Here is a 13,219-nt window from a genome sequence, read left to right on the forward strand (position 1 = left end):
ACGCGAAATGGGGGCCGGCATCGCTGCCAACCCCCACTATCCGGTATCCTTCCGGTCGCTGCCCGCTTGCCTTCATCCCGGTCCGCTTCTCTTTCGATCGGCGGCCCGCAAAACGACGCTTGCGGCGCGTTCCGGAGCTATCCGGCGATGGTTTGGTCGGCCCCCTTTCGGGGGCCGGCCGCACCTGGAAAGCCCTTCATCATCTCTTCTATGCGTCTGCCGAAGCAATCGCTGCCCAAGCGATGGACTGCATTTCCTGTCCCGATCGGGTCCGCCTCAACTCGTGGGAATCGCGGCGTTCCGTGACCAGGGTATCGGTCCACTTCCTCGTCGTTCCGGTCCGTTTCCTTCCGGCTGGTCTTGCAACCTTCCTTCGTGTCCCGGCGGTCCGTCGTCTCCGTCGTCCGATGATTGGAAGCTGACATGAGTCGGCGGGGTCGCCAACAGAAAAAGCCGCGATTCACGCGCGATTGCGCGACCGACTGTGGATAAGTCCGGCATTAGCAATTAGCGGATTCACTGCAGCATTTTTGTAACAAGGCCGCAGCATTTTCGGATTCGGTTTTGGACCCTAGAATTGCGACTCAGCCGCGAATCGCCCAAATGTCGATAGCAAGTTCGCTCACGGTGTTGTGCTAAGCGCGTTGCGCAACGCCCCGTAAAGTCAGAAAGGTACGCTGTCGTCGAGATGTTGCTCTTTGCAGCGGAGATAGCGCTGATTGATACGCTCATCCTTTTGGAGAAGAACGTCTATGTGAGAGGCGATTTCATCGGCAGTCTTCTTACCGCGAGAAAGTGACTGATGCTTTGAGATGAACCCGGTCGGGTCTTCCCCCATCCTGATGGAGATGATTTTGACGCCAGTCGCAGTGGCAAACCCGATCTCTTGTTGTGTCCAGCAGCTCTTTGAAAAACCTTCTGTATGAACCGAAACGAACAACTCCATGGAATGCAGTGCTCTTTCAATTTGGACCTGCCACTCCAAAGTCGGCTCAATATCTTCATGTGCTACAAATGCAGACATTCCATAGCCGGAAAACGCTTCCCGAAGGCGAGTCGCCTTGTCTTTCTCGACTGACAGGTGACTTACAAAAACTCGCAGCTTCGTCTCGTCGGCCCATATCGCGGGGCGCTGGACCCGAGCAGCGACTACGGCAAGAGATTCGATGCCAAGATCATCTACCATCTCTCCCAAAATCGACGGCGTTGCGTCGACGAGGGCGTAAGCTGCCATTTCGCGCGGAGAGTGATAATCGTCAAAATGCCCGCTGAAGTTAGGAAGAAAAGCGCGAAGAAACGTGCTCGTTTCGAGGAAACTATATCGCTCCTGCAACTCGTCGGCCAACCGGTCGATGATTTTGAGCCGTTCAGAGACCTTCATCAGGCGCGTCCCAAATCGCCCTTGCCCACCGTCCCCGACGCCATCTCCAGCATCCGGTCGAGGCTCTTGCGCGCGGCGAGGCGAAGTTCCTCGTCCATCTCGATCCGCGGCTGCAGGTCGCGGAGCGCGATGTAGAGCTTCTCCATCGTGTTGAGCGCCATGTACGGGCAGATGTTGCAGTTGCAGTTGCCGTCGGCCCCCGGCGCCCCGATGAAGGTCTTTTCGGGGATCGCCAGTTCCATCTGGTGGATGATGTGCGGTTCGGTCGCGACGATCAGCGTATCCGACGGGAAGGTCTTGGCGAATTGCAATATGCCGCTGGTCGACCCGACATAATCGGCATGATCGACGATATGCGGCGGGCATTCGGGGTGGGCGGCGACCGGCGCGCCGGGGTGCTGTGCCTTGAGCTTGAGCAGTTCGGTCTCGCTGAACGCCTCATGGACGATGCACACGCCCGGCCACAGCAGCATGTCGCGCCCGAACTTGCGGTTGAGATAACCGCCGAGGTGCCGGTCGGGGCCGAAGATGATCTTCTGGTCCTCGGGGATCTGGCTGATGATCATCTCGGCGCTCGACGAGGTGACGATGATGTCGCTGAGCGCCTTCACCGCCGCCGAGCAGTTGATGTAGGTCAGCGCGATATGGTCGGGATGCTTTTCGCGGAAGCGCTTGAACTGTTCGGGCGGGCAGCTGTCCTCGAGGCTGCACCCGGCGTCCATGTCGGGCAGGATGACGATCTTTTCTGGCGACAGGATCTTCGCGGTCTCGGCCATGAACTTGACGCCGCAAAAGGCGATGACGTCGGCGTCGGTGTCCGCGGCCTTGCGCGACAGTTCGAGGCTGTCGCCGACGAAATCGGCAAGGTCCTGAATCTCGGGCTTCTGGTAATAATGCGCGAGGATGACCGCGTTGCGTTCCTTGCGGAGCCGGTCGATTTCGGCGCGCAGGTCGAGGCCGGAGAGGTTTTCACGGATCGGAGCAGTCATCTTATTTCCTTGTCAGAGCAGGAATTTCCCGCCCCTCTACACGTCACCCGCCAGCGGGGCAATTCGCCGCGTCAGCCGCCGATCAGCCGCGCCGCCAGCGCGATCACCGGCGGCGCCAGCGACAGGAGATAGATGGTGGCGCGCACCGCGATGACAATGAGGAAGATGGCCTTGGTCGCCGGATGAACCCGCCCGAAGGTGCGGCGGTCGTGCAGCGCGATGATGCCGACGACGGCGAGCTGGATCAGTCCGATCGGGATATCGGACCAGCCGATCATCAACGGCATCGGCAAGATGCGCCCGAGCGCGGGTTCGAGGATGACGATCGTCGCGCCGATCATCAGCCGTCGGTGCCATTGCGTCGCGTGCCGCCGGCGCACCGCCCACCAGACCATCGCGCCAAAGACCAGCGCCTCGACCGTCGTCAGCGCGAGGAAATAGGGCGGCGAGAAAAAGGGGGGAAAGCGGTTCAGCACCAGCGAAGCCAGCCCGGTGAAAATCCCCAGCCCGGTGATGACGAGCGCAAGCCCGCCGCCGATCCAGCCGAGCCGCCGGTGCAGTGGCAGCTCGGCGCGCGACACCAGCGTCGGCTGGACGATCAGCAGGCCGAGCCAGGCGAGCATCGCGATCCCGTGGAGATGCACCCAGAAGGGCGCGGCGACGGGGTCGACGAACCCGCGCAAGGCGAATTGCGCAAAGCCGAAGATAATGAAGACCGCGAGGCCGATCGCCATCCGCTGCCAGAAACGCTCCGCGGGAATCACCCCCGCCGCCGACGTCGCCATGCCATACCCCCCCAGGTTGGTTGCGCGGCAGGACTAGCGCAGCGAAGGCCGCGCGCAAAGGCCGATTCAGTCGGCCGCGTCGCCCGCGAACCGCGCGGTCACCTTGGCGTCGATGCCCGCCGCCTTCAGCGGCATGGCAAAGCTCTGCTCGATGGCGGTGCGCGCCGCACCCTGCGCCAGGCGCATCGGGGTCGTGGCCCTGGCCTGCTTGATCAGTTCGTCCTGCGCCGCCCTGCGGTTCGCGTCGTCGAGCGTCTTTTCGGCATCGGTCAGCGTCAGCAGGATCGCGCCGTCGCGAAACTCGCTGATCGCGTCGATATCGATCTCGGGTCCGGCGAGCCGCAACGGCGGCAGCGTCACGGTCAGCGTGCCCGCCTCGGCGTTCCAGTCGAGGTCGGATTGCTTGAGCTTCGCAAGGTCGAGTTCGTAGCGCACCGTGCCCGGCATGATCAGCGTCTTTTTGGCGCTTAACCCGAGCCGGCTCTGCGTCGAGGTCACCACCGCGACATAACGCGCGGTGAAGGGGACGAGGACATTCTGCTCCTGCAGGCCCTGCAGGCTCGCGGCGACGACGGTCTCGGGCTCATAACCGCGCTGCCAGTCCTGCCAGGCGCGCCAGCCGAGGAAGACCCCGACCGCTAGGACGACGAGGATCAGGATGCGGAAGAGCGAGCGGCTCATGCGACCAGCCGCCATGCTTCGTCTTCGCGCGCGACGCGGCCGCGCTGCTCGAGATCGAGCAGATGCGCGAGCACCGAACGCCCGGCAGCACCGGTCAGGCGCGGGTCGAGACCCTTGTACATATGCGACACCATATCGGGGATAATGGTCGTGCCGCGTTCGAGTTCCTTCAAAATCTGGCGCTCACGCTGTTTACGGTGGCCCAGCATGCCGCGCACCAGCTGCCTCGGCTTGGTCACCGCGGGGCCGTGCGCCGGATAATAGACGCGGTCGTCGCGATCATAGAGTTTCGACAGGCTGGCCATATAGGCCGCCATATCGCCATCGGGCGGGCTGACGACGCTGGTCGACCAGGCCATGACATGGTCACCAGTGAACAAGGCGCTGCTTTCGAGCAGCGCAAAGCAGAGATGGTTCGACGTATGCCCCGGGGTCGCGACCGCCTCGATCGTCCAGCCATCGCCCGAAATCCGCTCACCATCGAGGAGGACGCGATCGGGGGCATAGTCGGGATCGAAGGCGGAGTCGGCGCGCGGGCCGTTGTCGCTGATCACCAAAGGCGCGCAGCCGATGATCGGCGCGCCCGTCGCTTCCTTCAGCGGCGCAGCGGCGGGGCTGTGGTCGCGGTGGGTGTGGGTGCAGAGGATCGCTGCGACCCGCGCATCGCCAACCGCGCGCAGGATCGCGTCTACATGGCCAACCCCATTGGCATCGCCGGGATCGCCGACGCTGAAGCCGCTGCCGGTCGGGCCGGGGTCGATCACCGCAACGTCGCTGCCCGCCCCGACGATCCAGGTCTGGGTGCCGGTGAAGGTATAGGGCGAAGGATTGGGCGCGAGCACGCGGCGGACGAGCGGTTCATGCTGCTCGCAATCGCCGGCGTGGATGGAGTCGGGCCAGGGCTTTTCGTCGCTCATGGGGTGCATGTGGCATTGCGGGCGGCGGAGCAAAAGGGGATTGGCGAAGAAATTCGGACGGCGGCGGGCCTTAAAGCCACAAAAGCCCCGCATGACGCGCCTGCAAATGAGTCCTTTGTGGCTTTAAGCGAGGCGACGGACGAGGCGGCGAGCGCATCTTTGCGCGAAGGCGCCGGAGCGGTCGGCTGGCTCATCCGCAAGGGTAGATCATGGCGAGATAAACTAGGAAAGCCCGATTTTGGGGATGGCGGTTTTCGAGCGGTAGCGGACGTTCAGTCTAACGCCGCCCTACTCCGAAGAAACGATAGATAGCTGGCATCTTCGGTCTCGAATAGCTCTGGGCCCCCGCCCAGATAGGCTCGCATCAACTCGTCAGCCGCGCGACCATGCTCTCCGGCATCATAGAAAACTTGACCGAGGCGGAGATGTAGGAACGGGTTCCCAACCGCTCCTGGACACGACATCGCGTATTCAAGCGCCTCGCGGGCGGACGTTTTGTACCCTGAGAGAAATGCTGCGTCTGCAATCGCGGCCAGAATCCATGTGGACGCGTTCCAGTGGTTCTTGGGATCGGGAATAAGTTGCCAAGCGCGATCATACCGGCTGATTGCTGCTTCGAACTTTCCGTCAGCCGCAAGCTTGTCACCATCAGCGCAAAGACGCTGAATTGTCGTATGGACCTTGGGCGGTAGCTCGTCTGTTTTCATTCGGTGGTGGCTAGCCTATGAGACTTGCGCCATCAAGGAACGGCCGCTCACCACCCCAAAGCCGACATCGTTTATGCTGCCCGCAAAGGAAAAAGGGAGCGGTTGCCCGCTCCCTTTCCCCGCCCCTGCCGCAGGCCCCCACCGGGGAGAAGGCGCCTGCGTCAAAGCTTTGAACCCGTCAGTGGCCCGATTTTTCCGCCTCGGCGATCGCCTTGTCGAGGTCGGCGGCAACCCTGGCGCGCGTCTCGGCCGACATGTGGCCGGCCGTGTCGCCCTTCGCGAAACTCTCGCGCGCCTTCTTGAGTGCCGACAGCCGCGCCGCCTTGCCCTCTTCGCCGCACGCCATCATCACGACGCGGCTGCGCTGCCCGCCATCCTTGTCGTCGCGGTTGACCAGCGACACCGGCTTTTTCCCGTTGCCGCAATGGCCGATCGCCATCGCCTTGCCGTCGAACGACGACCATGCAGCGGGCGGGAGCGGGGCTATGGGGGCCATGGGCGGCATCGGGGCCAGCGCGGTGCGGAAGCTTTCCTTGCGCTTCGCCTCGAGCTTGTCGGCGATCGCATCGGCCTGCGCGCCGGTGATGCCCTGTTCCTTCAGCGTCGCGAGGATGTCGTCGCGCGACAGCGCTCCGGGCATACGCATTTCGAAACGGCGTGCCTTGGGCGCCGAGCCGTCGGGCGCGAAGACATGCACATTGCCGGCCTCATCGCCGTCGCCGCGTTCGCGGATCACGATGCGATGCACTTCGCGCTTCTTGCCATCCTTCGCCGCCGCATCGCCTTCGCCATCGTTTTCGCCATGGTTTTCGGAGGTGAAGATCATCACCCGGTGGGCGCCGTCGATCGCCTCGGGGGCCTCGGGCGGCAGCGGGGCGTCAGGCGCTTCAGGCGGCGGCGGGGGTGCGGGCGGCGCGGCCATGTCGCTCTGCGCCGTCGCCATGCCGGCGGGCACCAGCGTCGCGGTCGTCGCGAGCACCGCGAGCGTCGCGCCGCCGACGAGCAGCCGTCCGACGAGGCCGCGCTTCTTCGAAATATCCTGCTGCATCAGCATCGTCAGTCTCTCCTGCAAATTGTCATGCACCGCCATCGGCGCTGCGAGCGACAGCCGCGAGCCGACAGCCGCCTTGGCAATGGCCGTCGCATAGCGCGCGGTGCGAACATTGCGCGGCGCGCTGTCGGTCAGCGCGAGGACCCGCGCGTCGCACGCCGCCTCCTGGTCGAAACGAAAGGCGCGGAGCGCGCGCCAGGCGAAGGGGTTGAACCATTGCACCGACAGCAGCAGCAGCGCGGCGGCATTCGCCCACAGATCGCCGTGCCGGTGATGCGCCAGTTCATGGTCGATCGCGAGCGCGCGTTCCTCGATCACATAGCGCGCGAAGAAGTCCTGCGGCACCGCGACATAGCGGCGCCACAGGCCGAAGGCGACGGGCCCGTCGACCGCGTCGGTCATCACCAGCCGGATCGTCCCGATCGGTTCGAGCACCACCGCGCCGGTCAGCACCTGACGGCGGAAGCGACGGTGCGACACCATGGCCGCGATCAGCACCGCAACCATGCCCGCCGCCCAGGCGGTGAAAAGAACCGGCAGCACGTCGGCCATGGTCAGCAGCGGAGCCGCCTGCACCGTCGGCGCCGCCGCGACCGTATCGGTCGGGGCGAGCATGATCAGTTCGGTAACGGGTTCGGCCGCCGAAGGGATCGCCGCCGCGATGGCGGGGACGACCTCGGGCTGCGCGAAGGGCAGCGGCGGCAGCAACAGGCGCAGCGCGGGCACCGCCCACAGCGCATAGGTGAGCCCCGGGCCGAAATGGCGCGCGAAGGGCTTACGGATCAGCAGGATCATCAGGACGAGCACGGCGGTCGTGACCAGCGTGTCGCCCCAGGCCTGGAAGACCATATCGGCGCTCATGACTTGAGCCTCCTGAGCAGCGCCTCGATCTCAGCGATGTCGGTGTCCGACAGCGCCTCGCGCTCGGCGAGATGGGCGATCAGCGGGCTGACCCGGCCGCCGAACAGGCGGTCGACGAAGCGCTGCGATTCATCGCCCACCGCATCGGCGCGCTCGACCGCGGGGCTGTAGAGAAAACGCCGTCCTTGCGCTTCGGCGGTCACCGCGCCCTTCTGGACGAGGCGCGCGACGAGCGTCTTGACCGTCGCGAGCGTCCAGCCGTTGGCGGCCCCGACATTCTCCGCAAGATCGGTCGCGCTCTGCGGGGATTCGTCCCACAGCGCCGACAAGATCTGCATTTCGGATTCGCTGGCGCGTTCTGCCATCGTGGAACCCCTCCCTTCGGCCTCATCTGCGATACGACTACAGATGTAGTCAATAGGCTGAACCGATGATGAATGACGCGGACCGGCGCTGAGGGAACGATCCTCCCTGGGCTGAAGGCATGGCGAAGTGGCAGCGCGCAGCGCTGACGGAGGGGCCGACGCCGTCGAGCGGCAGCACAAGGCCGCGGCCCCTCCACCACTCGCTTCGCGAGCGGTCCCCCTCCCCATGGCTTCGCCACAGGGAGGACCGACCTGTCGGGATTTTTGACACCCCCGATGCCCGGTAAGGAATTGCTAACCAGCATCTCCCCCGAAAACCGCGATGTCGCCAAACTGGCACGCCCCTTGTATGGTATCAGATGTTCCCGAGTGTTCCGCTCAAAGGAGCGGTGGGGGACATCAGTCTGGTCCCTGATGTCCCCTGCCCCCACTCAGGACATCCCCACTTACCCCCGACGCGACGGGGGGCGGAGCGGCCGAAAGGCCCCGCCCCCCGGACGCACTTTCAGCCCCTTGACGCTGCGGCACGCCAAACAGCGCCGCGAAATGCGTGCGATCAAGCCGCTGCCGCAAATCCTCCGAAAACCCAGCCTTCGTCATAATATGTATTTTTGTTGCATGTTTTAAGTTCCGCGAATAGATGCGCGTCATATGCATGTTCGGAGCGAGTCATGGAACGGGACGAGCAGATCGACGAAACCGCGCTTGAGCGCCTGATCCCCGCCTTCTACGACCGCGTGCGCGCCGATGCGGAGATCGGCCCGCTGTTCAACGACGCGGTGCACGACTGGCCCGGCCATCTGGAAAGGCTGGTCGCGTTCTGGTCGTCGGTGATGCTGACCAGCGGCCGCTACAAGGGCAGCCCGATGGCCGCGCACCTGAAGCACAAGGCGCACATCACCCCCGCGATGTTCGACCGCTGGCTCGCGATCTGGACCGCGACCACCGACGAACTGCTCGCGCCCGCGGCGGCTGCCGCACTGCAGGCGAAGGCCGCCCGCATCGCCGAAAGCCTGCAACTCGCGCTTTTCTTTCGCCTCGAAGATCCTGGCGTCCAGGCCAGCTGACCTTCATCTGGTTCAGGACAAAGCCCCTATGCGCACCGTCTCCGCGGGCCTGTGAGACCCCCGACGCGTCCCGAAGCCGCGTACCGGCACAAAAGGGCCCGCCGACGCACTCCAGCGTCGGCGGGCCCTTTTGTTCGGAAAGGCGATGTTCCCTTATTCGGCGCGCGCCGGGACGTCGGCGACCAGCGTGTGCAGTTCGCCCGCCTCCCACATTTCCATCATGATGTCGCTGCCGCCGACGAATTCGCCCTTCACATAGAGCTGGGGGATCGTCGGCCAGTCGGAAAACTCCTTGATGCCCTGGCGGATCTCCATGTCCTGCAGCACGTCGACGGTGTCATATTCGACCCCGAGCCGGTCGAGCATCGCGATCGCGCGCGACGAAAAGCCGCATTGCGGGAACAAGGGCGTGCCCTTCATAAAGAGCAGGACGGCATGGTCGCCAACCAGCTTGGCGATACGATCATGGGTGGCTTCGGTCATGGTGCAGTCTCCGGTTGGGCGCGATGTCGCGCCCGAAAATCATCTGGTCCCTATGAAGGAACGCCGGTGGTCAATTGCAAGGCATGAAGTTCGCCGCCCATGCGCCCGCCGAGTGCGGCGTACACCGCCTTATGCTGCGCGACGCGGGTCAGCCCTCGAAAACTCTCGCTGACGACATGCGCGGCATAATGGTCGCCGTCGCCGGCAAGGTCGGTGATCGTCACCTCCGCACCCGGAAAAGCGGCGGCGATCATCGCCTGCAGATCGGATTCGCGCATCGCCATCGCGCGGCGCCTTACTGCTTGTCCATGAACTGGCGGCGCGCTTCGACCGCCTTGTCGTTCAGCGCTGCGCGGATTTCGGCGTCGCTGATCTCGACCTGCGCTGCGGTCAGGTCGCCCGCGAGCTTGCGGATCACGTCCTCGTCACCGGCTTCCTCGAAATCGGCCTGGACCACCGCCTTGGCATAGGCGTCGGTTTCCTCGGGGGTCAGCCCCATACGCTCGGCGGCCCATTCGCCGACCAGCCGGTTGCGGCGTGCGGTGATGCGGAACTGCACCTCCTGGTCGCGGGCGAACTGCGCCTCAAATGCTTTTTCGCGATCGTCGAATGCGCTCATCATATCCTCTTGGTTTGAAACCTGTCGGCTTGCAGATAGGTCGGGCGGCCAAGGCACGCAAGGCGCCTGTGCGCCAGATCACTTCCCTTTTGAATGCGAAGGGGTTAGGGTTCGCGCCAACGGTTATGGGTCGTACCGCAGCAACAAAGACTGCGCCTTGCCGCCATCGGGCTGGCACGGCGCCCTTGCGTTTGTGTTTGGGGGATTACGTTCATGGCCGCTCGACGTCCGTTTTTCGTCTCGTTTCTGGGAATGCTGGCGCTTGCCGCACCCGGGACGGCGTCGGCGCAGGCGTCCGACCCGACGCTGCGCGACAGCTTCGCGATCGGCGACAAGGGCGGGTCGCTGTGCGAGGTCCAGTCGACGGTGCGCGACTCGGTGATCACCGGCATGTTCGACCGCGCGTGGATGATCGTCTGCCGCGATGCCGGCCAGCCCGTCGGCTATGTCCGGATGCTGCGCGCGACCCCGGCCGAAACCCAGGCCCGCGTCGATCGCGCGCGGGCCGGAACGATCGCCTGTACCGCGACGGACAGTTGCATGGTCAAGGACAGCGACGTCCAATGGACCACGCGCATCGAGGGCGAGGGCAACACCAGCTACGCGGTCGAGGGCTTTACCGCCTATAAGGACGCGCTGAACCTCGCGCTCGAATCGATCCGCCAGCGCAAGGTCGCCTCCGGCACGATCAATGTCGCGACCACCTCGATCGGCGGCAACGACGGCTTTGCCCGCACGCTCGCGGGGACGATCGACGTCGATCGCGCGCTCGCCGAGGGTTATCGCCGCAACCACAGCGGCGATTATGCCGAGGCCGCCGAATTTTTCGAAGCGCTGTCGCGTCGCGCGCTCGAGGAACAGGCCGCCGCCGACATCGACCCGACCGAATTCACCCTCAACCGCGCGCTGCAGAAATCGAACCTCGGCGAATTCGCCGAGGCCGAGCGGCTGTTCGGCGAGGTCGAGGCGATCCCGACCACCGATGCGGTGCAATTGCGCCTGCGCCGCAATTTCCGCGCGATCCACGCGCTCAACCAGCGCGATTATGCCGGCGCCGCCGACCTGCTCAACACGCCGATCCCGCCGCTGGCCAGCGCGGTCACCGTGGCGGGCGACGCGGTGACGCTGACCCCCGAGATCGTCGCCGGGGTCAACAGCGGCAGCAATGCGCGCGCGATCCGCCAAAGTTCGGACAATGAGCGGCTGACCCCACTCGAACGCGCGCAGATCATCGACGCGCAGGCGGTCCACCTGCTCGGCACCGTCGAGCGGCTGCGCGGCAATCCGGCGGCGGCGAAAGCGGCGCAACTCAAGGGGCTGGCCGACGCGATGGCGGTCCGCGAAGGCCGCGTGACCTCGATCGTGCGGCTGCGCTCGCAAATGCTCGGCGAACTCGCGCTCGCCGAAGAGGCCGCAGGCGACAAGGACGCCGCCGATGCGCGCTTCCTGGAATCGATCAACGCGCTCGCGGTCGAATATCCCGAAACCAACGCGCTCGCCTCGGCGCGCGCGCGCTATGCCGCCTTCCTGACCCGTCAGGGTCGTGATGGTGAGGCGATGACAATCTATCACGACGTCGTCGGCGCGCTCGCGAGTTCGCAGCGCTCGACCTCGGGCATGGCGAACATGATGGCGCCCTATTACCGGCTGCTCGCCGCCAAGGCCGCGAGCGACCCCGCCGCGGTCGGTGACTTCTTCGTCGCCAGCCAGTTGCAGGTCCGCCCCGGCGTCGCCGATACCCAGGCGGTGCTGGCGCGCGAATTGTCGAGCGGCAGCGCCGAAGGATCGCGGCTGTTCCGTCAGGCGACGACGCTGAACCGCGACATCGAACGCGCCCGGATCGAGGATGCGCGGCTCGCGCAAATGGTGGAAACGCCCGAAATCAACGCGCTGCGTGCCGATCTCAAGACGCGGCTCGACAATCTTGGCTTCCAGCAGGCCGAAACCGTCGCGTCGCTGTCGGCCTATCCGCAATATCGCGTCGTCGCGCCGGGCAAGCTCGACCTTGCCGAACTGCAAGCGGTGCTGCGTCCCGACGAGGGGTATCTGAAGATGCTCGTCGTCGGCGATGCCGTTTATGCGATGCTGATCGACACCAAGGGCGCGCAGCTGTGGCGCTCGGACATCAGCACGACGCAGCTCGAAAATGCGGTCGACAGCGTCCGCTCGACGATCTCGATCGTCGAAAATGGCCGCCGCGTCACCTATCCCTTCGACGCCGCGACCGCGCGCAGCCTTTACACCCAGTTGTTCGGCCCGGTCGCCGACCGGCTGCCGACGATCGCCAACCTGATCTTCGAACCCGATGGCGCGATGCTGCGGCTGCCGATCAACCTGCTGATCACCGCCGATACCGGGCTCGCCGATTATGAGCAGCGCCTGCTCGATCCGGGGGCCGACGCGTTCGACATGCGCCGGATCGCCTGGCTCGGGCGGACGACGCGGCCGAGCACCGCGGTGTCGGCGCTCGCGTTCCGCAACGCGCGCCAGGCGGCACCGTCGAACGCGGCGCACCAATATTTCGGGCTCGGGCAGAATCTGCCGGTGGGGGCCACCCTCCCCTCGCTCGGGTCGCGCGGCGCCGCCGGCGGGGTCGACGACAATTGCCAATGGGCGCCCTCGCAGTGGAACCGCCCGATCTCGGCCGACGAACTGAACACGGCGCGCGTCGCGATGGGCGACCGGGCGGCGGCGCTGCTGACCGGCGGCGCCTTCACCGATACGGCGGTCAAGGCGCGGGCGGACCTCAACGACTATCGCATCATCCATTTCGCGACCCACGGCCTCGTCACCGCGCCGCGGCCATCGTGCCCGGCGCGGCCGGCGCTCGTCACCTCGTTCGGCGACAGCGATTCGGACGGCCTGCTGACCTTCCAGGAAATTTACGACCTCAAGATCAACGCCGACCTGGTGATCCTGTCCGCCTGCGACACCGCGGGCGCCGCCTCGGTCAGCGCGACGCGCGAGGCCGGCGTCGCGAGCGGCGGCGGCAATGCGCTCGACGGGCTGGTCCGCGCCTTCATCGGCGCTGGCGGCCGGTCGGTGATCGCGAGCCACTGGCCCGCCCCCGACGATTTCGACGCGACCAAGCGACTGATCGGCGGATTGTTCGCGGCGCGGCAGGGTGAAAGCGTCGGCGACGCGCTGTGGGCAACGCAGACGCTGCTGATGGACGAAAAACAGACCTCGCATCCTTATTATTGGGCGGGCTTCGCGATCATCGGCGACGGCGGCCAGGCGCTCCTCCACGGCGGCACCGCGACCGCAGCGGCACCGCAGACCGGAGAGGCCGCCGGCCGCGCCGCCCGCTGAT

13 protein-coding genes are annotated in these 13,219 nt (G+C 65.4%); 2 read left to right on the plus strand and 11 right to left on the minus strand.

What is annotated here, in order from left to right; translation table 11 throughout:
- Positions 1–664 precede the first annotated feature (664 nt).
- From AC07U1_RS00370 to AC07U1_RS00405, 8 genes are all read right to left on the minus strand, one after another.
- Positions 665–1,381, minus strand: a complete 717-nt coding sequence (locus tag AC07U1_RS00370; RefSeq protein WP_495178534.1) for a toll/interleukin-1 receptor domain-containing protein — start codon at positions 1,379–1,381, stop codon at positions 665–667.
- Positions 1,381–2,370 carry a quinolinate synthase NadA gene (gene nadA / locus AC07U1_RS00375; protein ID WP_187141638.1) on the minus strand — a complete coding sequence of 330 codons (990 nt, stop codon included), beginning with the start codon at positions 2,368–2,370 and terminating at the stop codon, positions 1,381–1,383. Before nadA ends, AC07U1_RS00370 begins: the two co-directional genes overlap by 1 nt.
- Before the next feature lie 71 nt (positions 2,371–2,441).
- Positions 2,442–3,155: an adenylate cyclase gene (locus AC07U1_RS00380; protein WP_495178535.1), complete on the minus strand. Its 714-nt coding sequence runs from the start codon at positions 3,153–3,155 to the stop codon at positions 2,442–2,444.
- 66 nt (positions 3,156–3,221) lie between these two features.
- Positions 3,222–3,836 carry a DUF4230 domain-containing protein gene (locus AC07U1_RS00385; protein WP_495178536.1) on the minus strand — a complete coding sequence of 205 codons (615 nt, stop codon included), beginning with the start codon at positions 3,834–3,836 and terminating at the stop codon, positions 3,222–3,224.
- Complete coding sequence (locus AC07U1_RS00390) at positions 3,833–4,753, minus strand: MBL fold metallo-hydrolase (RefSeq protein ID WP_495178537.1); 921 nt, start codon at positions 4,751–4,753, stop codon at positions 3,833–3,835. Before AC07U1_RS00390 ends, AC07U1_RS00385 begins: the two co-directional genes overlap by 4 nt.
- Before the next feature lie 272 nt (positions 4,754–5,025).
- Positions 5,026–5,460, minus strand: coding sequence for a tetratricopeptide repeat protein (locus tag AC07U1_RS00395; RefSeq protein WP_495197613.1), 435 nt, complete (start codon positions 5,458–5,460; stop codon positions 5,026–5,028).
- A gap of 178 nt (positions 5,461–5,638) precedes the next feature.
- Positions 5,639–7,372 carry a M56 family metallopeptidase gene (locus tag AC07U1_RS00400; protein ID WP_495178538.1) on the minus strand — a complete coding sequence of 578 codons (1,734 nt, stop codon included), beginning with the start codon at positions 7,370–7,372 and terminating at the stop codon, positions 5,639–5,641.
- Positions 7,369–7,737: a BlaI/MecI/CopY family transcriptional regulator gene (locus tag AC07U1_RS00405; protein WP_492736449.1), complete on the minus strand. Its 369-nt coding sequence runs from the start codon at positions 7,735–7,737 to the stop codon at positions 7,369–7,371. The genes AC07U1_RS00400 and AC07U1_RS00405 overlap by 4 nt, the downstream gene beginning before the upstream one ends.
- Positions 7,738–8,408: 671 nt before the next feature.
- On the opposite strand from AC07U1_RS00405, the gene AC07U1_RS00410 reads away from it, so the two are divergent.
- Positions 8,409–8,804 (plus strand): group III truncated hemoglobin, encoded by a 396-nt coding sequence (locus tag AC07U1_RS00410; protein ID WP_495178539.1) that lies wholly within the window; start codon positions 8,409–8,411, stop codon positions 8,802–8,804.
- A 153-nt stretch (positions 8,805–8,957) separates the two neighbouring features.
- On the opposite strand, the gene grxD is transcribed toward AC07U1_RS00410, so the two are convergent.
- Genes grxD through AC07U1_RS00425 form a run of 3 tightly spaced genes read right to left on the minus strand, consistent with a single transcriptional unit; the run spans position 8,958 to position 9,906 of the window.
- Positions 8,958–9,287 carry a Grx4 family monothiol glutaredoxin gene (gene grxD / locus AC07U1_RS00415; RefSeq protein ID WP_056343201.1) on the minus strand — a complete coding sequence of 110 codons (330 nt, stop codon included), beginning with the start codon at positions 9,285–9,287 and terminating at the stop codon, positions 8,958–8,960.
- A gap of 50 nt (positions 9,288–9,337) precedes the next feature.
- Entirely contained in the window at positions 9,338–9,571 is a 234-nt protein-coding gene (locus tag AC07U1_RS00420; RefSeq protein ID WP_056343204.1) for a BolA/IbaG family iron-sulfur metabolism protein, read from the minus strand.
- A gap of 11 nt (positions 9,572–9,582) precedes the next feature.
- Entirely contained in the window at positions 9,583–9,906 is a 324-nt protein-coding gene (locus tag AC07U1_RS00425) for a DUF1476 domain-containing protein (RefSeq protein ID WP_056343429.1), read from the minus strand.
- Between the two features lie 213 nt (positions 9,907–10,119).
- Here AC07U1_RS00425 and AC07U1_RS00430 point away from each other — a divergent pair, with 213 nt between their 5' ends.
- The gene (locus AC07U1_RS00430; protein WP_495178540.1) at positions 10,120–13,218 is read left to right on the plus strand and encodes a CHAT domain-containing protein; all 3,099 of its coding nucleotides are present in this window, start codon (positions 10,120–10,122) and stop codon (positions 13,216–13,218) included.
- The last annotated feature ends 1 nt before the right edge of the window (position 13,219 follow it).

It is taken from the genome of Sphingopyxis sp. GW821-FHT02C12, from assembly GCF_059421785.1.

Excerpts from the sequence above, each read along its gene's own strand:
- AC07U1_RS00400 (WP_495178538.1), bottom strand. The coding sequence starts at position 7,372 with ATGAGCGCCGATATGGTCTTCCAGGCCTGGGGCGACACGCTGGTCACG.
- AC07U1_RS00380 (WP_495178535.1), bottom strand. The coding sequence starts at position 3,155 with ATGGCGACGTCGGCGGCGGGGGTGATTCCCGCGGAGCGTTTCTGGCAG.
- AC07U1_RS00405 (WP_492736449.1), bottom strand. The coding sequence starts at position 7,737 with ATGGCAGAACGCGCCAGCGAATCCGAAATGCAGATCTTGTCGGCGCTG.
- AC07U1_RS00390 (WP_495178537.1), bottom strand. The coding sequence starts at position 4,753 with ATGAGCGACGAAAAGCCCTGGCCCGACTCCATCCACGCCGGCGATTGC.
- AC07U1_RS00385 (WP_495178536.1), bottom strand. The coding sequence starts at position 3,836 with ATGAGCCGCTCGCTCTTCCGCATCCTGATCCTCGTCGTCCTAGCGGTC.
- nadA (WP_187141638.1), bottom strand. The coding sequence starts at position 2,370 with ATGACTGCTCCGATCCGTGAAAACCTCTCCGGCCTCGACCTGCGCGCC.
- AC07U1_RS00370 (WP_495178534.1), bottom strand. The coding sequence starts at position 1,381 with ATGAAGGTCTCTGAACGGCTCAAAATCATCGACCGGTTGGCCGACGAG.
- grxD (WP_056343201.1), bottom strand. The coding sequence starts at position 9,287 with ATGACCGAAGCCACCCATGATCGTATCGCCAAGCTGGTTGGCGACCAT.
- AC07U1_RS00430 (WP_495178540.1), top strand. The coding sequence starts at position 10,120 with ATGGCCGCTCGACGTCCGTTTTTCGTCTCGTTTCTGGGAATGCTGGCG.
- AC07U1_RS00410 (WP_495178539.1), top strand. The coding sequence starts at position 8,409 with ATGGAACGGGACGAGCAGATCGACGAAACCGCGCTTGAGCGCCTGATC.
- AC07U1_RS00395 (WP_495197613.1), bottom strand. The coding sequence starts at position 5,460 with ATGAAAACAGACGAGCTACCGCCCAAGGTCCATACGACAATTCAGCGT.
- AC07U1_RS00420 (WP_056343204.1), bottom strand. The coding sequence starts at position 9,571 with ATGGCGATGCGCGAATCCGATCTGCAGGCGATGATCGCCGCCGCTTTT.
- AC07U1_RS00425 (WP_056343429.1), bottom strand. The coding sequence starts at position 9,906 with ATGAGCGCATTCGACGATCGCGAAAAAGCATTTGAGGCGCAGTTCGCC.